25 protein-coding genes and 3 tRNA genes are annotated in these 21,500 nt (G+C 58.9%); 12 read left to right on the top strand and 16 right to left on the bottom strand.

The window, feature by feature from the left end; genetic code table 11:
* Positions 1–76: 76 nt before the first annotated feature.
* Positions 77–382 (bottom strand): hypothetical protein, encoded by a 306-nt coding sequence (locus ACQRBV_RS17370; RefSeq protein WP_060756903.1) that lies wholly within the window; start codon positions 380–382, stop codon positions 77–79.
* Positions 383–538: 156 nt separating this feature from the next.
* Here ACQRBV_RS17370 and ACQRBV_RS17365 point away from each other — a divergent pair, with 156 nt between their 5' ends.
* Entirely contained in the window at positions 539–745 is a 207-nt protein-coding gene (locus tag ACQRBV_RS17365) for a hypothetical protein (RefSeq protein ID WP_060756904.1), read from the top strand.
* 35 nt (positions 746–780) lie between these two features.
* Here the strand turns inward: ACQRBV_RS17365 and ACQRBV_RS17360 are convergent, their stop codons facing one another.
* The 7 genes from ACQRBV_RS17360 to ACQRBV_RS17330 are packed head-to-tail and all read right to left on the bottom strand — an operon-like array spanning position 781 to position 7,738.
* Positions 781–1,797: a nucleoside hydrolase gene (locus ACQRBV_RS17360; protein WP_205343516.1), complete on the bottom strand. Its 1,017-nt coding sequence runs from the start codon at positions 1,795–1,797 to the stop codon at positions 781–783.
* Positions 1,798–1,825: 28 nt separating this feature from the next.
* Positions 1,826–2,230, bottom strand: a complete 405-nt coding sequence (gene rbsD, locus ACQRBV_RS17355) for a D-ribose pyranase (RefSeq protein ID WP_060756906.1) — start codon at positions 2,228–2,230, stop codon at positions 1,826–1,828.
* Positions 2,227–3,144 (bottom strand): ribokinase, encoded by a 918-nt coding sequence (gene rbsK / locus ACQRBV_RS17350; protein ID WP_104994310.1) that lies wholly within the window; start codon positions 3,142–3,144, stop codon positions 2,227–2,229. Before rbsK ends, rbsD begins: the two co-directional genes overlap by 4 nt.
* 23 nt (positions 3,145–3,167) lie before the next feature.
* Entirely contained in the window at positions 3,168–4,190 is a 1,023-nt protein-coding gene (locus ACQRBV_RS17345) for a LacI family DNA-binding transcriptional regulator (protein WP_060756908.1), read from the bottom strand.
* A 3-nt stretch (positions 4,191–4,193) separates the two neighbouring features.
* Entirely contained in the window at positions 4,194–5,171 is a 978-nt protein-coding gene (locus tag ACQRBV_RS17340; protein WP_090369844.1) for an ABC transporter permease, read from the bottom strand.
* Positions 5,168–6,721 (bottom strand): sugar ABC transporter ATP-binding protein, encoded by a 1,554-nt coding sequence (locus ACQRBV_RS17335; protein ID WP_060756910.1) that lies wholly within the window; start codon positions 6,719–6,721, stop codon positions 5,168–5,170. Before ACQRBV_RS17335 ends, ACQRBV_RS17340 begins: the two co-directional genes overlap by 4 nt.
* A 57-nt stretch (positions 6,722–6,778) precedes the next feature.
* A complete protein-coding gene (locus ACQRBV_RS17330; protein ID WP_060756911.1) occupies positions 6,779–7,738 on the bottom strand; it encodes a sugar ABC transporter substrate-binding protein in 960 nt (319 codons plus the stop codon).
* A gap of 558 nt (positions 7,739–8,296) precedes the next feature.
* Here ACQRBV_RS17330 and ACQRBV_RS17325 point away from each other — a divergent pair.
* The 4 genes from ACQRBV_RS17325 to ACQRBV_RS17310 all read left to right on the top strand — a co-directional run bounded on the left by ACQRBV_RS17325 (position 8,297) and on the right by ACQRBV_RS17310 (position 11,380).
* Complete coding sequence (locus tag ACQRBV_RS17325) at positions 8,297–9,385, top strand: asparaginase (protein WP_090369838.1); 1,089 nt, start codon at positions 8,297–8,299, stop codon at positions 9,383–9,385.
* A gap of 274 nt (positions 9,386–9,659) precedes the next feature.
* Positions 9,660–10,322 (top strand): helix-turn-helix transcriptional regulator, encoded by a 663-nt coding sequence (locus tag ACQRBV_RS17320; RefSeq protein ID WP_411984999.1) that lies wholly within the window; start codon positions 9,660–9,662, stop codon positions 10,320–10,322.
* Positions 10,323–10,404: 82 nt separating this feature from the next.
* Positions 10,405–10,686, top strand: coding sequence for a DUF1654 domain-containing protein (locus ACQRBV_RS17315; RefSeq protein WP_244699763.1), 282 nt, complete (start codon positions 10,405–10,407; stop codon positions 10,684–10,686).
* 4 nt (positions 10,687–10,690) lie between these two features.
* A complete protein-coding gene (locus ACQRBV_RS17310) occupies positions 10,691–11,380 on the top strand; it encodes an endonuclease (RefSeq protein ID WP_090369832.1) in 690 nt (229 codons plus the stop codon).
* Between the two features lie 31 nt (positions 11,381–11,411).
* On the opposite strand, the gene ACQRBV_RS17305 is transcribed toward ACQRBV_RS17310, so the two are convergent.
* Positions 11,412–11,777: an SPOR domain-containing protein gene (locus ACQRBV_RS17305; protein ID WP_060755765.1), complete on the bottom strand. Its 366-nt coding sequence runs from the start codon at positions 11,775–11,777 to the stop codon at positions 11,412–11,414.
* Between the two features lie 262 nt (positions 11,778–12,039).
* On the opposite strand from ACQRBV_RS17305, the gene csrA reads away from it, so the two are divergent.
* The 3 genes from csrA to ACQRBV_RS17290 all read left to right on the top strand — a co-directional run bounded on the left by csrA (position 12,040) and on the right by ACQRBV_RS17290 (position 13,093).
* Entirely contained in the window at positions 12,040–12,234 is a 195-nt protein-coding gene (gene csrA / locus ACQRBV_RS17300; protein WP_060755766.1) for a carbon storage regulator CsrA, read from the top strand.
* A 213-nt stretch (positions 12,235–12,447) separates the two neighbouring features.
* The gene (locus ACQRBV_RS17295; RefSeq protein WP_060755767.1) at positions 12,448–12,711 is read left to right on the top strand and encodes a hypothetical protein; all 264 of its coding nucleotides are present in this window, start codon (positions 12,448–12,450) and stop codon (positions 12,709–12,711) included.
* Positions 12,712–12,802: 91 nt separating this feature from the next.
* Positions 12,803–13,093, top strand: coding sequence for a hypothetical protein (locus ACQRBV_RS17290; protein ID WP_090369826.1), 291 nt, complete (start codon positions 12,803–12,805; stop codon positions 13,091–13,093).
* Between the two features lie 19 nt (positions 13,094–13,112).
* On the opposite strand, the gene ACQRBV_RS17285 is transcribed toward ACQRBV_RS17290, so the two are convergent.
* Positions 13,113–13,790: an HAD family hydrolase gene (locus tag ACQRBV_RS17285; RefSeq protein ID WP_411984998.1), complete on the bottom strand. Its 678-nt coding sequence runs from the start codon at positions 13,788–13,790 to the stop codon at positions 13,113–13,115.
* A 279-nt stretch (positions 13,791–14,069) separates the two neighbouring features.
* Here ACQRBV_RS17285 and ACQRBV_RS17280 point away from each other — a divergent pair, with 279 nt between their 5' ends.
* From ACQRBV_RS17280 to ACQRBV_RS17270, 3 genes are read left to right on the top strand one after another with little or no spacing between them, the layout of a single operon-like run.
* Positions 14,070–14,330 (top strand): DUF2790 domain-containing protein, encoded by a 261-nt coding sequence (locus tag ACQRBV_RS17280; protein WP_104994315.1) that lies wholly within the window; start codon positions 14,070–14,072, stop codon positions 14,328–14,330.
* 42 nt (positions 14,331–14,372) lie between these two features.
* Entirely contained in the window at positions 14,373–15,044 is a 672-nt protein-coding gene (locus ACQRBV_RS17275; RefSeq protein WP_090369822.1) for a heavy metal response regulator transcription factor, read from the top strand.
* Positions 15,041–16,441, top strand: coding sequence for a heavy metal sensor histidine kinase (locus ACQRBV_RS17270; RefSeq protein WP_104994316.1), 1,401 nt, complete (start codon positions 15,041–15,043; stop codon positions 16,439–16,441). The genes ACQRBV_RS17275 and ACQRBV_RS17270 overlap by 4 nt, the downstream gene beginning before the upstream one ends.
* Before the next feature lie 14 nt (positions 16,442–16,455).
* Here the strand turns inward: ACQRBV_RS17270 and pcp are convergent, their stop codons facing one another.
* From pcp to ACQRBV_RS17250, 4 genes are all read right to left on the bottom strand, one after another.
* Positions 16,456–17,085 (bottom strand): pyroglutamyl-peptidase I, encoded by a 630-nt coding sequence (pcp, locus tag ACQRBV_RS17265; RefSeq protein WP_411984997.1) that lies wholly within the window; start codon positions 17,083–17,085, stop codon positions 16,456–16,458.
* A 7-nt stretch (positions 17,086–17,092) separates the two neighbouring features.
* Entirely contained in the window at positions 17,093–18,043 is a 951-nt protein-coding gene (locus ACQRBV_RS17260) for a DUF979 domain-containing protein (RefSeq protein ID WP_104994318.1), read from the bottom strand.
* Positions 18,040–18,756: a DUF969 domain-containing protein gene (locus ACQRBV_RS17255; protein ID WP_090369815.1), complete on the bottom strand. Its 717-nt coding sequence runs from the start codon at positions 18,754–18,756 to the stop codon at positions 18,040–18,042. Before ACQRBV_RS17255 ends, ACQRBV_RS17260 begins: the two co-directional genes overlap by 4 nt.
* A 780-nt stretch (positions 18,757–19,536) precedes the next feature.
* Positions 19,537–19,613, bottom strand: a tRNA-Val gene (locus ACQRBV_RS17250).
* A gap of 184 nt (positions 19,614–19,797) precedes the next feature.
* Here ACQRBV_RS17250 and ACQRBV_RS17245 point away from each other — a divergent pair.
* Positions 19,798–21,081 (top strand): NAD(P)/FAD-dependent oxidoreductase, encoded by a 1,284-nt coding sequence (locus ACQRBV_RS17245; protein ID WP_244385430.1) that lies wholly within the window; start codon positions 19,798–19,800, stop codon positions 21,079–21,081.
* A 157-nt stretch (positions 21,082–21,238) separates the two neighbouring features.
* Here ACQRBV_RS17245 and ACQRBV_RS17240 read toward each other — a convergent pair.
* A tRNA-Asp gene (locus ACQRBV_RS17240) sits at positions 21,239–21,315 on the bottom strand.
* A 104-nt stretch (positions 21,316–21,419) separates the two neighbouring features.
* Positions 21,420–21,496: transfer RNA gene (locus tag ACQRBV_RS17235), tRNA-Asp, on the bottom strand.
* Between the last annotated feature and the right edge of the window lie 4 nt (positions 21,497–21,500).

Below are 21,500 nucleotides of genomic sequence, written 5' to 3'. Positions count from 1 at the left end.
TTAACCGCCTGCGCGCAAGTCTGCCTGACTCACGGCCGGCAGGCGCCCGGTCAATCGTGACTAGATATGAACGTATTCAGTAGATGTCGATGTAGTCAGACGCTGGTTTTGGCCAGTTCTGTTTGAGCGCGTTGAAAATCTGCATGACCCAGACTTCATCGCTGGCCGCCACGATGCCGACATAGCCGGACCCTTTAGCCCAGGTCTCCAGGCGAAACAGCAGGCCATCAACCTCAGCCCCTCCGACCACCCCTGACGAGATGTAGGCGATGCCCGCCTTGCTGACCCGCAATTGGGTATGTTCATCGTCACTGGCGCTGCCAAGCAGTTGGCGCACAGCCTCCAGCGTAAGGTTATCGGGCTTGTTCAAATCGATTTGCACGCGCAGTTTCCCGGCCGTTAAACAGGGCGCCAGTGTCGCACAGCCCCCTCCCTCATGCCTAAGTAGCAGTGCCAAATGCCCCGCAAAATGCTTAACTGCGCCCGCTGGAACCGCTTTCCAGTGCATTGCCCCGTATTTTCAGCCCGTGAGATTTCCATGACCACCGTAACGCTCCAAGCCGATATCAAAGCCAAATGGCCCCAAGGCCAAAGCTCCTACAGCCCTGGAAGCGCTGAAGAACTGGCGATCATTGGTATCGACCTGCTGGTCAAGGAACTCGGCACACAGGCGGCACAAGCGTTCATCGGCCAGGTATTCGAGAAATACCCGGCCGACTACATGGGGGCGCAGACGCGCGATTAAGGACCGGACGACGAACGTCGACCGGGTCAAGCACCCTACTTCAGACGCGCCAGGCGCTCGGTCAGCAGATCGAAAAAGCCCTGGGCGTCGCCGTTCTCGACCCAGAACACATTCTTCGGCTGCTTGAGGCCGTCGTACCAGTCGACGATGGTCTGGCCGAAGGTGGGGCCCTCACGGCTGTCTACGACCATATTGGCCTCGCGACCGCTGAACAGCGAAGGCTTGAGCAGGTACGCCACCACGGTAGCATCATGGACCGGACCACCCGGAATCCCGTAGTGCTCCATATCGCCTTTGACATACTCATTCAGAATGGCGCTGACCACCTTGCTCGCGTTGTTATTCAGGTCAGCAATCTTTTTAAGGCGGGCGTCGCTGGTGAGGACCTTATGAGTCACGTCCAGCGGCAGGTAAGTTAGCTTCACACCACTTTTGAGCACAATCTCAGCCGCGACCGGATCGGCGAACAGGTTGAACTCGGCCACGGGCGTAATATTACCGCCATTGAAATGCGCGCCGCCCATCACAACCACTTCCTTGATGCCCTGGGTGATTTCCGGCGCCTGGGTCAACGCCAGCGCCAGGTTGGTCTGTGGGCCGAGCATGGCGATGGTGATGCTGTGCGGCGCGGCGCTGCTCAGGGTCTTGATCAGGTAGTCGACGGCATTGCCTTCGGCCAGGCCCTTCTTGGGCTCGTGCACGGTGACGCCGGAAATCCCTTCCTTGCCATGAATATTCTCTGCGTAGATCGGTGTGCGCAGCAGCGGTTTTGGCGCACCTGCGTACACCGGAATATCTTCGCGCCCTGCCCACTCACGCGCCAGGCGCGCATTGCGAGAGGTCTTGTCCAGGCGCACGTTGCCGGCGACGGTGGTCAGTGCACGAATCTTCAACTCCTCCGGCGAGGCCATGGCAAACAGCAACGCCACCACATCATCGGCCCCAGGGTCGGTGTCGATGATCAGGTCGATTTTTTCCGCCGCTTGGGCGCTTGCAGCAGTGAGCGCGGACAAAAGCAGAACACTCCGGAACAGGTTTTTCAGGGTATGCATAAAACACTCCTTGTCATAAGGGGGGACGCTAGAACGTTACGCCGGAGACCAGCGCGATATTGCAATAAGGTTGGCACTCGCCCGTGCGCACGACCGCACGGGCATTGCGGCTCAGTTGCTTGAATTGGTCATGGCTGAGCAGGCGCCTTTCACCCAGCGCCGCCTGCTCTGCGAGCGCATCAAGCTCGCCCAGTGCAGGCGGTTGTTTAAGCAGGATTTCCTCCGCCAGCACGTGGCTTTCAACCTGCATTTCGCTCAGCACGATGCGCAAGGTGCTGATGAAATCCGGAATACCCTGGGTCAGCGCCAGGTCGATCAGCTCCACGCCGGGAGGCACCGGCAGACCCGCATCACCGATAACCAGGATGTCACCATGGCCCAGCGATGCGATGACCCGCGACAGGGCGATATTCAGCAAAGGTGTCTTTTTCATGAGGGCACAAAACCTTGTACGTCTTGCAGCGTAGGAATGGATGGCTGAGCACCGGCACGGGTCACTGACAACGCCGCCGCCACCTGGCCGAAACGGATCGCCTCGGCCTCGCTCTTGCCGGCGGCCAGCGCGGCGGCAAAGCCACCGACAAAGGTATCGCCGGCGGCCGTGGTATCGACCGCCTTGACCTTCGGCGCCACCCACTGTTCGAAGCCTTTGCCGTCGGCAAACAGTGCTCCCTGGGCGCCAAGGGTGATGATGACCTTGCCCGCCCCCGCCTTGATCAGCGCGGTCGCGGCGACCTTGGCGCTGTCGAGCGAGTCGACCGTCACACCGCTGAGGGCAGTGGCCTCACTTTCATTGGGGATCAGGTAATCGATCGAGTGATACCACTCGGCAGGCAACGGTGCGCTTGCCGGGGCGGGGTTGAGAATGACTGTCTTGCCCAGCTCACGCCCCCGCTTGAGCGCCTGCCCAACGGTATCCATCGGCACCTCAAGCTGACAGATGATCACATCTGCCGCCTGTAACACCGCGTCGCAGCTTTTCAGAGACGCTGGCGTCAACTGGTCGTTGCTGCCCGCCACAATCACAATGGCGTTCTGGCTGCTGTCATCCACCACGATCAACGCCACACCGCTGGAGCCTTCCACAGCACTGACCGCCTGGCAATCGACCCCCTCCACCAGCAGCGCTTCCCGCAATTGGCTGCCGTAGGCGTCAGTGCCGACGCAACCGACCATCGCGACATCCGCCCCCAGACGGGCCGATGCGACGGCCTGGTTCGCGCCCTTGCCGCCGGGAACGGTGGAAAACGTCTGGCCGATCAGGGTTTCACCGGCACGTGGCAAACGACTGGCGCGGGTGACCAGGTCCATGTTCAAGCTGCCTATTACCACTACTTTTGCTGGCATACATCAGTACTCATCAATTCGGTTCAGCGGTATTGGGCGAACACATCGGCCAATGGCGCGGTCGACTCACGCAAAACAATGCTGGGCGTCACGATGCGTTGATCGATCGGCAGTTGGGGGGTTGCTATTCGTTGCAGTAATAATTCGGCCGCCGTCTCGCCCAATTGCAGGATCGACTGCCCGACCGTCGTCAGCGCGGGGTAGACATAGCGCCCCATCTGAATGTCATCGAAACCGATCACCGACAGCTCGCCCGGCACACGCAGATTGCGCTCCGCGGCGGCGCGCAGCACGCCAAAGCCAATCATATCGTTGCTGGCGAAAATCGCACTGGGCGGGTTTCCCGACAACAACTGCACGGCTGCGGCATAACCTCCGGTGCTGGTGAAGTCACTTTCCAGGATACGGCTGGCCGACACTTCGACCCCCGCCTCGCGCAACGCGCGCTGGTAACCCGCCAGACGCATCTGTGCTACCCGGGTATGCACCGGGCCACCGATACAGGCGATGTCCCGATGCCCCAGTTCCAGCAGGTGGCGGGTGGCGAGATAAGCGCCCTCTTCGTGATCGATGCGTACCAGATCGACATCAATGCCATCCAGCGCCCGGTCGACAATCACCATGGGCGTGCGCACCGCACTCAAGCCGGCGGCAAGACCACTGTCATCGCCGCCCACAGACGTCACGATCAAGCCGTCGACGCGTTTTTCCAGCAACACGCGCAAATAACTGCGCTGTTTTTCAGCGTCGTCGTCGGAGTTGCAGAGAATCACGCAGTAGCCATTGCGCTCGCAGTAATCCTCGATGCCACGCGCCAGCTCCGCAAAGTACGGGTTGAGGCTATTGGGCACCAGCAAGCCAATGGTGGCCGTGGTCTTGGCCTTGAGCGAGCGCGCAACGGCGCTGGGCACGTAGTCCAACTGCTTGATCGCCGCCTCGACTTTGACGCGTACCGGCTCGCTGACCGGGCGCGTCTTGTTCACCACATGGGACACCGTGGTATAGGAAATACCCGCAAGCGCCGCCACATCCTTGATCGTTGCCATGGTTCAGCCCCGCCGACTGGCGCGCTGGCTGCGATAGGTATCGAGGACCACGGCAATCACAATGACAGCACCGGTAATGATGCGTTTAGTAGGTTCCGTAGCACCGATCTGCGCAAGGCCAGCCGCCAGCACCGAAATAATCAACACCCCGAAAAAGGTACTGATGACCGAACCGCGCCCACCCATCAGGCTGGTACCGCCGATCACCACAGCGGCGATCACTTGCAGCTCCAGGCCGGAACCGGCGTTCGGGTCTGCCGCTTCAAGGCGCGAGATCTGGAACAACGCCGCAACACCGGCCAACAACCCCATCAGGCTGAATACCAGGATTTTGTAGGGCTTGGGATTGATCCCCGCCAGACGCACAGCCTCCTCGTTTGTGCCGATACCAATGAGGTAGCGACCGAATACCGTTCGGGTCAACACCAGTTGCGCCGCGATGATCACCAGCAACGCAATGATGAACGACGGAGAAATACCAAAGGCAATCGGGTTGGATAACCAGGCAAACGAGTCACCGATGTAAGCGGTGCGCGAGCCGGTCATCTGATAGGCCACGCCCCGCGCCATTTCCAGCACACCGAGCGAGACGATGAACGACGGGATCCGCCAGGCCACGGTGATCGAGCCGGTGATGGTGCCAGCCAGCGCCGCGCAACCCATGCCGAGTATGGCGGCCGGCAACACGCTCCAGCCCCAGCCGAGAATCGCCACGCTGACCGCCGATGCGGCCAACGCCAGCACCGAGCCCACCGACAGGTCGATACCGCCGATGATCAGGATGAAGGTCATGCCCACCGCCAGCACCATCAGGTCCGGAATCTGGTTGGCCAGGGTGCTGAAGGTGTCATAGGACAGGAAGTGGTCGCTGAGCACCGAGAACAGCGCAATCATCGCCAGCAAGGCACCGGCCAGGCCCAGGTAGGTACCCAGGCCGTAGAAGTTACCGCCGGTTTTGCCGGGGGAAGTTGTTGTTTTCATGGGGTATCCCTAAGCACTGCGTCGTTGAGCAGCGCATCACGTTTTTGATAGCCGGCAAAGGCGGCGGCAAGCAGCTCGTCCTGGGTCCAGCTGTCGCGCTCGAAGGTTTCGATCAGGCGTCCGGCGGAGAGCACGCCGATCCGATCACAGATCAGCATCAGCTCTCGCAGATCGCTGGACACCACCACCAGCGCCTTGCCCTGGCGAGTCAGCTCGCCCAGCAAGGCATAGATGTCGAACTTGGCACCAACGTCGATGCCACGGGTCGGTTCGTCGAACAGCATTACCGCACAATCGCGCTCCAGCCAGCGACCAATCACGACTTTCTGCTGGTTGCCACCCGACAGCTCGCTGACCAATTGCGCCGGGCTGGAGCTGCGGATGCGCATGGCATCTACCTGACGCTTGGCCAAGGCGGTTTCGTCACGGTTGTTCACCACGCCACCACCGGAAATCTTGGGCATGTTGCCCAGCGCGATGTTGGCACTGATGGATTGGGTCAGCAGCAAACCTTCACCTTTGCGGTCCTCGGTGATCAAGGCAATCCCATGCCCCACCGCGTCCACTGGCGAACGAATGCTCACTACCTGGGCAGGCGAGCCCAGGGCAATGGTGCCGCTGTCGGCCAGGTCAGCACCAAAGATCAGGCGCAACAGCTCGGTGCGGCCGGCGCCGATCAAGCCGGAGATGCCATAGATTTCGCCGGCGCGCACTTCAAAGGACACATCGCGAACCTTGTCCGAACGGGTCAGCCCTTTCACGGTCAGGGCGGGACCACCAATGGTCCGCGGGCCCAGGTCAATCTGCTCACCCAACTCACGGCCCACCATCAGGGTGACCAGTTGCTCGCTGTTGTAGTTGGCCATCGGCTCGACGCAGACCAGCTTGCCATCACGCAGTACCGCAATGCGCTGGGCAACACGGGCCAGCTCCTCGAGCCGGTGCGAGATGTAGATGATCGCCACGCCGCGAGCCTGCAAGCGGGTGATTTGCTCGAACAGCATCTCGACTTCACGCGCGGTGAGCATGGCCGTGGGCTCGTCGAGGATCAGCACATGGCAATCGCCGATCAGGTTGCGCGCAATCTCGACCATTTGTTGATGCCCGATACCCAGGCTGCCGACGAGGGTGTCCGGGTCGATGGCGTCCAGGCCAACCTGGGCCATGGCTTCGATTGCGGCCGTGCGCAGTTGCTTGCGGCTGATCCAGCCGCACCGGCTGGGCAGGTTATCCAGGAACAGGTTTTCGGCCACGGTCAGCGTCGGCAGCAAGTTGAGTTCCTGCATGACCATGCGCACGCCCAGCTCTTCGGCCTGGGTACGGCTGGCCGGGCGGTAATCCTGACCGTTGAACTGCATGTGCCCGGTGGTCGGCGTGACCAAGCCGCCGATAATCTTCGACAGCGTGCTTTTACCTGCACCGTTTTCACCGGTCAGCGCCAGCACTTCCCCGCGATTAAGCGTCAGGGTGATGTCGGCCAGAACCGGTTGGGCATAGGTTTTGCCGATACCGCTGACCGAGAGGACAGCGTTCGGGGCGGAAGATGACATAGGAAAATCTCCAGGCGCCCGCTCAGGACGAGCGGACGCTGTTGGGTACTGCCAGGATTACTTCTTGAGGACGAGTTCGACAGGGGTTTCGATCACGCCGTCTTTGGCATCGACTTTCTCACCCTTGACCAGCTTGAGCGCGTTCTGGATACCGAACACGGCTTGCTGGGCAGCAGCCTGGTCGGCGGTCGCAAGTACACGGCCGTCTTGCAGCATCGGCTTGATGGCTTCGATGTTGTCATAGCCGACCACCTGCACTTTGCCAGTCTTGCCTGCGGCACGTACGGCAGACACAGCGCCCAGCGCCATGTTGTCATTGCCGGCCAGCAGTGCCTTGAGGTCTGGGTGTTCGCTCAACATGGCGGACGCCACTTTCTGGCCCTGGTCGATTTCCCAGTTGCCGGACTGGGTGGAAACGATCTTCATACCGGCAGCGTCCATCGCATCCTTGAAGCCTGCGGTGCGCTGCTGGGCATTGGTGGTGGTGGGTACGCCTTCGATGATCGCGACTTTGTCACCCGAGGTCAGGTGCTTGGCCAGGTAATCGCCTACCAGCTTGGCGCCTTTGCGGTTGTCCGGGCCTACGAACGGAATGTCGAGGTTTTTGCTTTTCAGGACGTCAGGGTCCAGGCGGTTATCAATGTTGACGACCTTGATGCCCGCGTCCGAAGCCTTCTTCAGCACGGTAACCAGCGCCTTGGAGTCGGCAGGAGCAATCACGATGGCGTTAACCTTGGCGAGGATCATCTGGTTGACGATATCGATCTGCGCGCTGGTATCGGTTTCGTTCTTGATGCCGTTGGTGATCATGTCGAAGTCGGCGGCGTGGGCTTTCTGGTAGTCCTTGGCACCGTCCTGCATCGTGACGAAAAATTCATTGGCGAGGGACTTCATGACCAGGCCGACCTTGGGTTTGGCGGCAGCGTCATCGGCAAATGCAGAGGAGAGAGGCAGGGCAGCGGATGCGGCGGCAAGCACAGCGACAGCAAGAAGGCGTCCAGCAAATGGCAGCTTCATGGGTTCACTCCGATCTTATGATTATTGTGAGCAACGCTTGCACCGAAACCCTCTTCGGCAGCCGCCCCACCCGGGGGGCTGAAACGAGCGGTCACGACACACCAGAAGCGCTTCGTGAAACATCTCGCAAACGTTTGCGTTATTCAAACTATGAGAACCTTGTCGAGGTTTGTCAACGGGGTAATCCGTCTTTCATCCAAGGTCCTCAGCGCCGCAGTTACGCCCCCTGAGATGTGTTTGAACATCACCTCACCAGGTCCTGCGCCGAAACGACAGGCTGTGACACCAAGGTCATGCGGGAGCCAGGAATATTCCGTCATCTTTTTCGGACAACCGAACGAAATACCCACGCACTGTTCGGAAAGCCGGACAAACGCCCTTTTCGCAACGTCAAAAATTCAAATTAAGTTGTTTTAAATCAATACGTTAATTTATATCCCTGCGCACAATCCGCCTGGTACAAATCCTGCTCTTTCTCAGCACCCGAGGCGTTCAGAGTCGCCCGGGTGTTCTGGATGAAACTGCCACCGCACTCATCAAAAACCAGAGAGAAAAATAATGAAATCTGCATTGAAGAACTTTGTTCCGGGCGCCCTCGCCCTTCTGCTGCTGTTCCCTGTTGCCGCCCACGCAAAAGAAGTTGAAACCAAGACCAAACTGTCCAACGTGGTGATCCTCGCCACCGGCGGTACCATCGCCGGCGCTGGCGCCAGTGCCGCCAACAGCGCCACCTATCAGGCAGCCAAAGTCGGTATCGAACAACTGATCGCCGGCGTTCCCGAGCTCTCCCAGATCGCCAACGTGCGTGGCGAACAAGTGATGCAGATCGCCTCCGAAAGCATCAACAACGAAAACCTGCTGCAACTGGGCCGCCGCGTGGCCGAACTGGCCGACAGCAAGGACGTTGACGGCATCGTGATCACCCACGGTACCGACACCCTCGAAGAAACCGCCTACTTCCTGAACCTGGTGGAAAAAACCGACAAGCCAATCGTGGTGGTCGGCTCCATGCGCCCAGGCACCGCAATGTCCGCGGACGGCATGCTTAACCTGTACAACGCCGTGGCCGTGGCCGGCAGCAAAGATGCGCGTGGCAAGGGCGTGCTGGTGACCATGAACGACGAGATCCAATCGGGTCGCGACGTCAGCAAAATGATCAACATCAAAACCGAAGCGTTCAAGAGCCCTTGGGGCCCGCTGGGCATGGTAGTGGAAGGCAAATCCTACTGGTTCCGCCTGCCAGCCAAGCGCCACACCATGGATTCGGAGTTCGACATCAAGACCATCAAGAGCCTGCCTGACGTTGAAATTGCCTACGGCTACGGCAACGTAAGCGATACCGCCTACAAAGCATTGGCCCAGGCTGGCGCCAAGGCCATCATCCACGCCGGTACCGGTAATGGTTCGGTATCGTCCAAGGTCGTTCCAGCGCTGGTGGAACTGCGCAAGCAAGGCGTGCAGATCATTCGCTCCTCCCACGTCAACGCCGGCGGCATGGTGCTGCGTAACGCCGAACAGCCGGACGACAAATACGACTGGGTCGCCGCCCTTGACCTGAACCCACAGAAAGCCCGCATCCTGGCAATGGTTGCCCTGACCAAGACCCAGGACAGCAAGGAACTGCAACGGATGTTCTGGGAATACTGATTCCTGGTGACACTGCGGTAGAGGCAGATTTATCTGCCTCTACCCACTCGTAGACCCCGCGATAAAAGCCCCCGCCCTACCCCAAAAACCAGCCCCACCGACAGTATCGGAATGACGCTTTCATAACGTCAGCTGCCTATTGTTTCCTCAGTGTCTAAGTGCTCGTTGAGCATCCATACGTTTTTCCCACAGCTACCAAGAGCGCAGGCTTGAAGCCTGCCGCGGGAGATGCCTTAATAAGCAAGCTAACAGTTTCAATATTATTGAGCCCACAATGACGTATGCAAACAAAAGCCTGGATAACTCGACTTCGCGCTCATCCGAACATCTCTTGAGACACCTTAAAACCCATGGCACATGCAGTACGGCGGATTTGTCAAAGGTGCTGGGGGTGACATCCGAAGCGGTGCGCCAACAAATGGTCAAGTTGGTCGAACAAGACTTGGTCGATAGCGTGGTCTCACGCTCAGGCGTTGGTCGCCCCAAACAGCTATGGCAGTTGACTGATTCCGGTCATGCGCGATTTCCCGATACGCACGCCCAACTCACCGTGCAAATCATCGAATCGGTGACGCAGTTGTTTGGCCAGGGGGGCATAGATCAAGTCATCGAACTACGCGGCTCGCAACAATTAGCCGAGTATCAAGCGCAACTGGCATCGGCGAGTTCCTTGGCCGAACGCGTCAAGCGACTGGCCGATGCGCGAGATGCGGAAGGCTATATGGCACGGGTTGAAAGCGATGGTGATGATTTTTTATTGATCGAGGACCATTGCCCGATTTGCGCCGCCGCAACCAAATGCCAAGGATTCTGCGCATCAGAACTGTCGCAATTTCAAATGCTGATGCAGGGCTGGGGCCAGGTGACGCGCGAAGAGCATTTACTGCGTGGCGGTCGCCGCTGCGTGTACCGCATCCGTAAATTGGCCGACCGATAGACCACTGGAACCTTGAATACCCCGCCTTCCAGAACCTCTTGAATTTTAAGTAGTTGCGAAAACGCCCACAGTTAAATACTGTATGTGCGTACAGCCCACCAAGGAATTCTCTGTGGCAAAGTCTTCTTCCGCAGCGCCCACATCGCCAGACGCCTACGAACGCCTGGCGCTGCGCGTGCAAAAAATCATCAATTCAACCAACGCCCAAAAAGCCAAGGCAGCGTTGATCTTCCGTCTGCCGGATGAGCCTGTGGATGAGTGGGAGCGCCTGCTGGAAGAGATCGCCGAAAACGATAACGTCACCCTCGCCTATCGGGATGACGGTGGCGTGCAGATTTTCTGGGTTGTGCCGAAGGAAGATTGATTGAATGAGTGTCCGTTTTATCGCTGTGTGCTGCCTGTTTTTTGCCCTCACCGCCAACGCCCAAGCCCCTCGCACCTTCAGCGAAGCCAAGAAAATCGCCTGGAAGCTCTACGCTCCGCAATCCACCGAATTTTATTGCGGCTGCAAATACACCGGTAACCGGGTGGACCTGAAAGCCTGTGGTTACATCCCACGCAAAAATGCCAACCGCGCCGCGCGTATTGAGTGGGAACACATTGTACCGGCCTGGCAAATTGGGCATCAGCGCCAATGCTGGCAAAATGGAGGGAGAAAAAACTGCACGCGCCACGATGATGTGTTCAAGCGGGCCGAGGCGGACCTGCACAACCTGGTGCCGAGTATCGGCGAAGTGAATGGCGACCGTAACAACTTCAGCTTCGGCTGGCTGCCAGTGCAAAGCGGGCAATACGGCTCATGCCTGACCCAAGTGGACTTCAAGGCCAAGAAGGTCATGCCACGACCGTCGATTCGCGGAATGATCGCACGCACGTATTTTTATATGAGCAAACAATACGGGTTACGCCTGTCAAAACAGGATCGCCAGCTGTACGAAGCCTGGAACAAGACCTATCCGGTACAGACCTGGGAGCGCCAGCGCAATCAGACAGTTGCCTGCGTGATGGGCCGCGGCAATGAATTTGTGGGCCCGGTGAACTTGAAAGCCTGCAGTTGAACGTGGGCGGTATTCCCGCCCAGCCCGCCTACTATTGCGCGGCCTTGTGCTCGATGACTTGCGACTCGGTGTCGTTCTTCTTGGCGCGGGCCAGCTTTTCAGTCAGCAGTGCCTGCTTGGCTTCGGCCTCAGCTTTGCTGGCGAACGGCCCCAGAAACACCTCGTCCTTACCGTCCACTTTCACAATATAAAAACTGAAGCCGTGTTCCAGCAACCACGCGGTCAGGTCGGTGATCGCCTGCAGTTTGTGATCCGGCGGGCCTACCCACACATCCCATTCCTGAGCGGCAATCGCGCCGGTTTGTGGCTGGCTTTCGGTCACGGCAGGCTTGGCCTTGGGGGCATCGACAGGTTTGCCTTCACCGCAACCGGTCAATGCCAACACCGCAATCGCCATCGCTACTTTACGCACTGCCCTGCTCCTTTGAGGATAAAGAGGCAACTTTACCATTCACTGTCTATTCTGGCCGTCATAAACGTTGGCTTAAACAATGCGAATGATGTACCGCAGACCTGTATGATGCCGCCATGGGAATTAATGTCGCCTCTATGCGTCCTAAAAGAGGCAGTCACAGGGAAGCGCTTAGCAGTAAGCTACACACATCTGACACCTACCCTGTCTGGAACATGTGTCCTTAAAAGTAATCAAGGAGAAGTCCATGCTTATACTCACCCGCAAAGTCGGTGAAAGCATAAACATCGGTGATAACATTACGATCACCATCCTGGGCGTCAGCGGCCAGCAAGTTCGAATCGGCATCAACGCTCCCAAAGACGTCGCCGTGCATCGTGAGGAGATTTATCAGCGCATCCAGGCCGGCCTCACTGCGCCGGACAAAAACCAGACGCCTTGAAGCGCCCCGAGTAGCCAGCCTTTTCGTTCACAGTGACGGCTGGCGAAAACCCATTCAGCCTGCTCGCGTATGCTTACGCGTTCAGCGCGCCTCCTGCATTTCCCTCGCGGTGAGATAAAACTGTCATAAAGCCTGGAACTTGCGGCGTTATTCGTAGCCGAACCTTCTGACAATCACCCTGCCATCTGTCTGTGTGCATTCAGGAGCACGTCGATGAGGCATCGAGCAACACAGCCGCTTATTTCCAGATCCTGGATGATCACCCTGTTGATAGGGCTGATTTTCCTGGCTGCCGGATATGGCCTGAGGTTCGAAATTGACCGCGTCAGCGATCCCGGCACTCACTCTTCGCTGGACCTGGCGTTACTGCTCTGTGGCTACTTGCTGGTGTTTTGCATCAGGCCGATCCAAAAGACTGTTTTGCGCAAGTTGTGCCAACGCGCGGCCCATCGTGAGTATCGAAAAACCATACGCTGACGTTGCCACGCTATCAGATTGCCGGTATTTACAGACCCACAGTAGCACCTATGCTTGGGCTGGCGCGGACAGTGAAAGGTGCTAAAAGCCGATGGACACCCTCAGCAAATCTCAAATCGAACAAGCGCTGGCGGCACGCCTGCCCAGCTACACGGTGACCTGCACGCTGCATGCTGACGGCACCCTGTCAGCCATTCTCAGCGGCCCGGAAACCGATCACTTTGCGATTACCGGAATCGTGCGCGCGCACTATCGCGGCACTGAAGCCATTGCCCGGCTCGCCAACGAGATACTCAGGGAAATGGTGCTCTCGCGCCAAGGCATGAGAAGCAGCCGGTTACAAGCGTCAACCGACCTGTGTGAAGACCACCGAGGCCGATGACCGACTCGGTGTATTCAGATCACCTTGCCAACGGCCTCAAAGACAACCAGCCGTCAGCATCACACCGGGCTTCTAATCCCTCATACCCTGTTATGCAAGCATGCGCTGTCGCCAGGGGCGTGAGATGCGTCGAGGTGACCACCATCACATCTGCTCCCGCAGCCTCCCCCGCTCGAATCCCTACCGCAGCATCCTCGAACACCAAGCAGTCCTGCACCGGCACGCCCAGGCGCTGCGCACCGAGCACATAACAGGCGGGGTCAGGTTTGCCGCGCGCGACATCTTCGGCCGTCACCAGCACCACCGGCGCTGCAATGCCTGCCGCCTCCAACCGACGCAATGCCAACGCCTTGGGTGCAGAGGTCACCAGCGCCCATCGATCACCTGGCAAGCTGTTCAGAAACTCGACTGCACCGGGAATCGCCACAACCCCCTGGACATCGTCGATTTCAGCCGCGGTGATCCACTGCGCTTCGACCTCCGGATCAATGCCTGGCAACGCCTGGCGGGTGATGGTATCGATGGCCCTGGCACCATGGATCGTGGCGAGGAACGCCTCGACCTCCAAGCCATGCCGCGTCGCCCAGCGGCTCCACACACGTTCGGCAGCGGCAATGGAATTGAGCAGGGTCCCATCCATATCGAACAGAAAGGCACGGTAGCGTTGGGTCAGTAAGGAGGGGCCTGGAGCGGACACTGCTGGTTTTCCTTCTATTAGCGAACATTGGCTGACCCCGATGCAATCTACGGATCACGCCATTGCATCGCAACCTCGGAATAAAGCGGCAGGCCGCCCATCCCCCGGCCTGAAACGTTACGCGCCCCAAAAATCACCTCTCTGATCCTCGAAACCTTCGAGCCTCAGGCACTTCATTACAAACTTGTCATGATTCTGTTGGTTGGCTGTTCGGGGTGCCTGATTACCGTGAACTCACTGCCGGAACCTGGCAGCCATCCCTTGGAAAGAGACACCATCATGAAACTGTTTACCCTCGGCTTTGCCACCTTGCTCGCCACCGGTTCGGCATTCGCCGCCGACACTGCCCCTGCAACAAACGTGATCCACGACAAAACCGGCTTCTTCGTTCACCTGGACATCGACAAAGTGTTATCGAGCACCGACACCTACGGGCAGTGCGGCATTGTCCCCGCTCGTCTCAACTACCTGGACCATCAGGGCCGCGAACACGTACTCGACTACCAGGTGCAAGGCATCGGTTGTGCCAGTGAGAATTGATCGGGCTACACTTGCGCCACACATCGAACCAAGGCACTTGCCATGAATATCCTCGTAGTCGAAGACGAACCCAAGGCCGGCAACTACCTGCTCAACGGACTGCGGGAGTTGGGTTACTCGGTGAGCCTCGCCCGTGATGGTGTCGATGGACTGCATCAAGCGCTGGAAGCGCCATTCGATGTGATCGTGCTGGATGTGATGATGCCGAAAATGGACGGTTGGGAAGTGCTGCGCCGCCTGCGCAAGGAAGCCGATACGCCGGTGCTGTTTCTCACCGCCCGCGATGACATTGCCGACCGTATCAAGGGACTGGAGCTGGGCGCCGATGACTATCTGATCAAGCCCTTCTCGTTCGCCGAGCTGGTGGCGCGCCTGCGCACCCTGACCCGCCGCGGCCCCAGTCGCGAAGAAGAACAGCTGCAAATCGCCGACCTGCAAATTGACGTCCTGAAACGCCGTGTCACCCGTGCCGGTACGCGCATTACGCTGACCAATAAAGAGTTTGCCCTGCTGCACCTGTTCGCGACTCATCAAGACCAGGTGTTATCACGCTCGATGATTGCCTCGCGGGTGTGGGACATGAACTTCGACAGTGACACCAACGTGGTGGACGTTGCCGTACGGCGCCTGCGCTTGAAAATCGATGATCCGTTCCAGCTCAAACTGATTCACAGCGTGCGGGGCATCGGCTACCGCTTCGATACCCAGCCATGAGCAACCGTCGCCATTATTCATTGACCCTGCGCCTGGCGCTGATCTTCGCCTTGCTCGCCTTCGCCCTGCTCGCCACATTAGGCGTGGCGCTTTACCGCGAGCTGGAACGTGAACTGATCAAGCGTGACGACGCTTCGCTGATCTATCGCGCCGACCAACTGCGCAAACTACTCAACGACAGCAACACCCTGGACCTGATCAAGACCAAGCCGGAGCTGTTCCAGAACATGCTGGGCAACAGCGAATCGGTGCTGAGCATCGCAGCACCTGGCCAGAAGCCTTTGTTGCTGGTCAACCCAGGAAACATTGAAATACCGTCCGTGCCCCCGGCGCCCAAAGACCGCGAGCTGGGCTTCGCCGACGTGCACCATCTGCCCGGTGTAAATGGCGTGCCCTTCGCCACCGTCGCTGCGTCGATCGACTCGGGAGACCTTGGCAGCCTGCAGGTCACCACCGGGCGTCTGATGACCGAACGCACCAGCATGCTCGCCAGCTATCGCTTGAACGTGTTTATCCTGGCAAGCATCGCCGCGATCATCCTCGCGGTGGTGGGTTACCTGCTCGTGCACCGTGGCCTGCTGCCGTTACGTCGCCTGGCCCGGCACACTCAAGGGATCGGCGTGGGCAACCTGGCCGAACGGCTCGATAGCCACGGCACGCCGAAAGAACTGCTGCCCATGATCGATGCGTTCAACACCATGCTCGAACGGCTGGCTAAAGGCTTTGTGCAGTTGGGCCAGGTGTCTACCGATATGGCGCATGAACTGCGTACACCGATCAACAACTTGCTGGGAGAAACCCAGGTGGCCCTGCAACAAGGCCGCAGTATTGAAAGCTATCAACAACTGCTGGCCTCCAATGTAGAAGAGCTTGAGCGCCTGGCACGGATGCTCGACAACATGCTGTTTCTGGCTCGCACCGACCCCGCCAGCGCGCTGCGCCAACGTCAGGAGTTGAGCGCGGCGGATGAAGTGGAACGCATCGCGGATTACTTCGAAGGGCTGGCCGGTGATGTGCACATGCCCATTGTTGCCTCGGGCGAAGGGGTGATCTGGGCTGAACCGATGCTGCTGCGGCGTGCCTTGGCGAACCTGTGCGCCAACGCCATCAAGTACGGCGCGCCGGGTTCGGAACTGAGCATCCAGGCGATCCCTGATGACGCGGGTATCCATCTGAAAGTGAGCAACCACGGCCAGACCATTCCCGCCGAGCATCTGCCACGCTTGTTCGAACGGTTTTACCGGGTGGATGAATCCCGCGAACGGTCGTCCCAGTCCAACGGACTGGGGCTGTCGATCGTGGCAACCATCATGCACTTGCATAACGGGCGATACCGCGTGAGCAGTGAAGATGGCGTGACGTGCTTTGAGTTGTTTTTCCCAGGCCGTGAGGTCTGAGGGAAAGCCCGTCGTCAGCTTACCTGACCACCGCCCAGCACGATGTCGACGTGAGTTTGCCAGGCTGCCGAAACCGCAACACGCAGCCCCTCCACTACCGTCGATAACGCCATCGACGGCTCGCCCGATTCAGGCAGGCCCGGTACATGAATAAACCCACTGCGCACCGCAGCCCCCGCCAGTGCATGCTGCAACCGATAAAACACCTGGTTGCACACAAACGTCCCCGCTGTCTGCGAAACCGAGGCCGCAATACCCGCCTCGCGCACCGCCCTGACCATGCTCTTGATCGGCAATGTCGAGAAGTACGCAGCCGGGCCGCCGTCCAGCACTGGCGTATCAATCGGCTGCGCCCCAAGATTGTCGGGAATGCGCGCATCGTTAACGTTGATCGCAATACGCTCGATGGAAATATCGCTACGCCCAGGGCCCAAGCCCGTGGCGATGACCATGACCGGGTGCAGTTCGTGGATCAACCGGAGCAGGCTCTCGGCAGCGGTGGCAAATGCGCAGGGCAAGCAACGCGCAACTATCTGCACACCCTCGCTCAACAGCACGCCATCCAACTGACGCACGGCCTCCCACGAGGGGTTCACCCGGTCGTTATCAAAAGGCTCGAAGCCCGTCAGCAGCACAATTTGCATAGTGGCCTCACATCAACAGGTAAAGCAGCACGATATTGACCAGAAGCATCATCAATGCAGTCGGTATCTGCGCCTTGATCACCGCATTTTTATCGGGCAACTCCAGCAACGCCGCCGGAACGATATTGAAGTTGGCCGCCATCGGCGTCATCAGCGTTCCGCAGTAGCCGGAAAACATACCGATGGCGGCCATCACCGCCGGGTTGCCGCCGTAAATTCCCACCAGTACCGGCACGCCGACACCGCCGGTCATGACAGGGAACGCCGCAAATCCATTACCCATGATCACGGTAAACAACGCCATGCCCAGCACATAAACCATCACCGCCACCCACTTGTAATCCAGGTTGATATAGGTGGTAGTGACGTGGGCGACCGCAGTGCCTACCCCGGCCTCGTTGAACAGCAACCCGAGCATTGCCAGCATCTGCGGCAATACCATGGCCCAGCCCAGGGCTTCGGTCAGACGGCGCGATTCACGCAAGGCTTGTACCGGCGTATCACGGGTCAGCCAGCAGGCCAGGCCAAGCGCAATCAGGCAGCCGATGCCCAGGGAGACAAAGGTTGTGTTCTTCGGGTCCAGCAGCGGTACACCGCCCACTTCGGTGTGCTTGAGCAATACCGAGCCGATCACCGTGGTCAGCGGTATGGCCAACGCCGGGATAAACAGCTTGTGGCCCAGGCGCCCGGCACTGGCGCGGGAAGCCTTGTCATGCAGCTCGGCGTGCTGGCCACGGCCAACGCCGCCCAGACCCGCGATCAACGCCATCACCACCACTCCGACGCCGATGACCACCGAGGGCAGGCGCTCCCCTGCCAGGAACGGCACGGCAAACAACAACCAGAACAACGCGCTGGACCAGCGCTTGGGGTGGGTACGGTCGAGCAGGATCATGCCCGCGGTGATCAGCAACAGGACACCCGCCAGCCAGTAAAGATATTGAATGGAAATAATCATTGAGCAGCCTCCACCGGGACGCCGGCGGGGCTCATCTCGCGGGTCAGTCGTCGATCGAAGCGATGGAGCCGGATCGCATGAATGATGAAGGCGCAGATCGCCGTCGGGATGCCCCACACCGCAATGTGCAACGGCTCCACATCAATTCCCGAACCCAGCAAAAAGGTGTGCATCAACGCAATCGCACCGAAGGCGACAAAGATATCCTCACCAAAAAACAACCCGACGTTGTCGGTGGCGGCGCACATGGCCAGTACCTTGTGGCGCAGCTTGTCCGGCAGCTTGCCAAAGCGTTTTTCCGCTGCGCCTTCGGCCATCGGCGCCAAGAGCGGCCGCACCATTTGCGGATGGCCACCCAGGCTGGTCAGCCCCATGGCCGCCGTGGACTCACGCACAAACAGATACATGATCAGCAAACGCCCGACCGTGGCACGTTCGAAGCGGGCGATCCAGTTTTGTGCATGCAGGCGCAAGCCATGGCGCTCCAACAAGCCGATCACCGCCAGCGGTAATAACAGAATCAATTGCAGGGCGCGGGTCTGAAGAAAGCCATCCCCCATGGAAGTCAGTATTTTTTCCAGCGGGAATTGGGCGGCGAGCCCGGTGGCGATGGCGGCGGCGGTGACCACCAACAGCGGATTGAAGCGCAATACAAAGCCGACCACGATGACGAGTACGCCGATCAACGGCCATAAGTTCACAACTGTTTGCATGGCGGAGAGGTCCTTTAGTGCGCGCTGCGGCGCCATTACAGCAGGATGTGGGCAAAGGGCTCACAGCATGAAAGTGGCGTGCAGTCGGCTAGGTTTTTTTATTGTTGACCTGGAAGGTCGAGCGACAGTGGCGGCATCTTTGCCGCTTGGGCCGGGGGGTGTCCAACAAGAAAAATTGTTGCTGCAAACCAATAAATTTTGTGGGTGATCGGCGCCGGTTTACCTGGCGCGGTGCAGTCATTCAGCCCCGGCGACACCTCCATGGCCGAGAGTCGAATTCAGTCGTGAAAATTCTGGATCAGCGCCTACACTCAATAATGCAGTGCTGTATCTGGGCAAAATCCACAGCGCCAGTACCGATCAAGAGGCTAGCCGATATGTATGCCGGGCAAATGAGTAAGGCAACAGCGACGTTGGGCGAGATCCGCTGCCAGGTGGTCGTCCAGATTATCTGCCTGCTAGGGGTGGCGCAGCTTTTCTGCTGACGACCTCGCACACACGGGGCATAGGGATCCGCATAGCGGTGCAGGTTATGAGGGTAATCCGACCGTCGTGTCCAGTATCAAGACCGGCCCTGGTTGATTCCAAGGGCGTACCCGGTAGCGCCTGATTCATATAGGACGCTGTCGAATTCCCCAATCATTGATCGAGTACCTGGAGACAGGCGCGAACTGGCGTCCTGAGGTGGGTGTTTGCGAGCGCTGTGCAAATCGCGGACAACAAAAAAGGGCCCACCTTTCGGTGAGCCCTTCCAGACCGCCCAGCAGAGCGGATTTTGTTTGGTAGGCGCGATTGGACTCGAACCAACGACCCCCACCATGTCAAGGTGGTGCTCTAACCAACTGAGCTACGTGCCTGCTGTGAGGCGGCATTCTACGGAATTCCGGAGGGGTGTCAACATCTTTTTTGCAGCTAACCCTATGAATATGCGAATTTTTTATTTGCGGCGGGCATGCCCATGGTTTTTCGGTGGCTGGCAGGCAATTTTCAACTCAGGTAGGATCGGAGCACTCGTAAAAAATATAAAACAGAGGTTCCAGGATGGCGAACACCCCCTACCCCCAGTCGTATTACGCAGCCTCCGCCAATGCGGTCCCGCCTCGCCCGACGCTGCAGGGCGAAGTCGAAACCGATGTGTGCGTGATCGGCGCCGGCTATACCGGTCTTTCCAGCGCGCTGTTCCTGCTCGAAAACGGTTTTCGCGTGACGGTGCTGGAGGCCGCCAAAGTGGGGTTCGGCGCCTCGGGTCGTAATGGCGGGCAAATCGTCAACAGCTACAGCCGTGACATCGATGTGATCGAGCGCAGTGTCGGCCCCAGGCAAGCCCAGTTGCTGGGACAAATGGCATTCGAAGGCGGCAGGATCATTCGCGAGCGCGTGGCCAAGTATCAGATCCAGTGCGACTTGAAGGACGGCGGCGTGTTCGCCGCACTCAACAGTAAGCACATGGCTCATCTGGAGTCGCAGAAGCGCCTGTGGGAACGCTTCGGCCACACTCAGCTGGAATTGCTGGACGAACGCCGCATTCGCGACGTGGTGGCCTGTGACAACTATGTGGGTGGCATGCTCGACATGAGTGGCGGGCATATCCACCCACTCAACCTTGCATTGGGAGAAGCTGCGGCCGTCGAGTCCCTGGGGGGCGTCATTTATGAACAGTCGGCGGCGGTGCGCATCGAGCGCGGCGCCAACCCGGTAGTGCATACCGCCGAGGGCAAGGTCAGGGCCAAATTCATCATTGTCGCGGGTAACGCCTATCTGGGGAACCTGGTGCCGGAGCTGGCGGCCAAGTCGATGCCCTGCGGCACTCAAGTCATCACCACGGCGCCACTGGGCGATGAGCTGGCGAAGACACTGCTGCCGCAGGACTACTGCGTAGAAGACTGCAACTATCTGCTCGACTATTACCGTCTCACCCGCGACAAGCGCCTGATCTTCGGCGGCGGTGTGGTGTATGGAGCACGCGATCCGGCGAACATCGAAGCGATCATCCGACCGAAGATGCTCAAGGCCTTTCCGCAGCTCAAGGATGTGAAAATCGACTACGCCTGGACCGGCAATTTCCTGCTGACACTCTCCCGACTGCCGCAGGTCGGGCGCCTGGGCGACAACATCTACTATTCCCAGGGCTGCAGCGGCCATGGCGTGACGTACACCCACCTGGCAGGCAAGGTATTGGCCGAGGCATTGAAAGGCCAGGCAGAGCGTTTTGATGCGTTTGCCGACCTGCCGCACTACCCATTTCCGGGCGGACAACTACTGCGCACGCCGTTTGCGGCACTCGGGGCCTGGTACTACGGGCTGCGGGATAAGCTGGGGTTCTGACAGCACAGTGAGAGCCGGTTCGCCGGCTCTTCGGGCAGTTTTCCAAATCGCAGAAACAAAAAACCCCGGTCTTTCGACCAGGGTCTTTGCTATCGGATCAAAGTAGCCAGAGGCTTTCTTTGTGCTTCAAGGCGTTCAGTGGGCCTTGAGGCAGATATGGCGCAGCGGACGGGACTCGAACCCGCGACCCCCGGCGTGACAGGCCGGTATTCTAACCGACTGAACTACCGCTGCGTATCGCTTGACCAGCCAAGGCAAAACCTCAACTGTCTTGGAACATCTGATCGATCAGCCTTGGCTGTTCGATCTCAAGCCCGACATATCGGACCTGGAAAATATGGCGCAGCGGACGGGACTCGAACCCGCGACCCCCGGCGTGACAGGCCGGTATTCTAACCGACTGAACTACCGCTGCGCGT

Source organism: Pseudomonas sp. R11F (genome assembly GCF_050312575.1).
GTDB lineage: Bacteria > Pseudomonadota > Gammaproteobacteria > Pseudomonadales > Pseudomonadaceae > Aquipseudomonas > Aquipseudomonas palleroniana.
Note: the sequence above shows the minus strand (reverse complement) of the source record. Positions and strands in the feature narration are given on the sequence as shown.

Bases quoted from the DNA above. Each gene is read 5' to 3' on its own strand.
- ACQRBV_RS17275 (WP_090369822.1), top strand. From the start codon at position 14,373: ATGAATATCCTCGTAGTCGAAGACGAACCCAAGGCCGGCAACTACCTG.
- ACQRBV_RS17315 (WP_244699763.1), top strand. From the start codon at position 10,405: ATGTGCGTACAGCCCACCAAGGAATTCTCTGTGGCAAAGTCTTCTTCC.
- rbsK (WP_104994310.1), bottom strand. From the start codon at position 3,144: ATGCCAGCAAAAGTAGTGGTAATAGGCAGCTTGAACATGGACCTGGTC.
- ACQRBV_RS17325 (WP_090369838.1), top strand. From the start codon at position 8,297: ATGAAATCTGCATTGAAGAACTTTGTTCCGGGCGCCCTCGCCCTTCTG.
- ACQRBV_RS17290 (WP_090369826.1), top strand. From the start codon at position 12,803: ATGGACACCCTCAGCAAATCTCAAATCGAACAAGCGCTGGCGGCACGC.
- pcp (WP_411984997.1), bottom strand. From the start codon at position 17,085: ATGCAAATTGTGCTGCTGACGGGCTTCGAGCCTTTTGATAACGACCGG.
- ACQRBV_RS17365 (WP_060756904.1), top strand. From the start codon at position 539: ATGACCACCGTAACGCTCCAAGCCGATATCAAAGCCAAATGGCCCCAA.
- ACQRBV_RS17270 (WP_104994316.1), top strand. From the start codon at position 15,041: ATGAGCAACCGTCGCCATTATTCATTGACCCTGCGCCTGGCGCTGATC.
- ACQRBV_RS17360 (WP_205343516.1), bottom strand. From the start codon at position 1,797: ATGCATACCCTGAAAAACCTGTTCCGGAGTGTTCTGCTTTTGTCCGCG.
- ACQRBV_RS17295 (WP_060755767.1), top strand. From the start codon at position 12,448: ATGAGGCATCGAGCAACACAGCCGCTTATTTCCAGATCCTGGATGATC.
- rbsD (WP_060756906.1), bottom strand. From the start codon at position 2,230: ATGAAAAAGACACCTTTGCTGAATATCGCCCTGTCGCGGGTCATCGCA.
- ACQRBV_RS17245 (WP_244385430.1), top strand. From the start codon at position 19,798: ATGGCGAACACCCCCTACCCCCAGTCGTATTACGCAGCCTCCGCCAAT.
- ACQRBV_RS17255 (WP_090369815.1), bottom strand. From the start codon at position 18,756: ATGCAAACAGTTGTGAACTTATGGCCGTTGATCGGCGTACTCGTCATC.
- ACQRBV_RS17280 (WP_104994315.1), top strand. From the start codon at position 14,070: ATGAAACTGTTTACCCTCGGCTTTGCCACCTTGCTCGCCACCGGTTCG.
- ACQRBV_RS17260 (WP_104994318.1), bottom strand. From the start codon at position 18,043: ATGATTATTTCCATTCAATATCTTTACTGGCTGGCGGGTGTCCTGTTG.
- ACQRBV_RS17335 (WP_060756910.1), bottom strand. From the start codon at position 6,721: ATGTCATCTTCCGCCCCGAACGCTGTCCTCTCGGTCAGCGGTATCGGC.
- ACQRBV_RS17305 (WP_060755765.1), bottom strand. From the start codon at position 11,777: ATGGCGATTGCGGTGTTGGCATTGACCGGTTGCGGTGAAGGCAAACCT.
- ACQRBV_RS17320 (WP_411984999.1), top strand. From the start codon at position 9,660: ATGACGTATGCAAACAAAAGCCTGGATAACTCGACTTCGCGCTCATCC.
- csrA (WP_060755766.1), top strand. From the start codon at position 12,040: ATGCTTATACTCACCCGCAAAGTCGGTGAAAGCATAAACATCGGTGAT.
- ACQRBV_RS17345 (WP_060756908.1), bottom strand. From the start codon at position 4,190: ATGGCAACGATCAAGGATGTGGCGGCGCTTGCGGGTATTTCCTATACC.
- ACQRBV_RS17340 (WP_090369844.1), bottom strand. From the start codon at position 5,171: ATGAAAACAACAACTTCCCCCGGCAAAACCGGCGGTAACTTCTACGGC.
- ACQRBV_RS17330 (WP_060756911.1), bottom strand. From the start codon at position 7,738: ATGAAGCTGCCATTTGCTGGACGCCTTCTTGCTGTCGCTGTGCTTGCC.
- ACQRBV_RS17310 (WP_090369832.1), top strand. From the start codon at position 10,691: ATGAGTGTCCGTTTTATCGCTGTGTGCTGCCTGTTTTTTGCCCTCACC.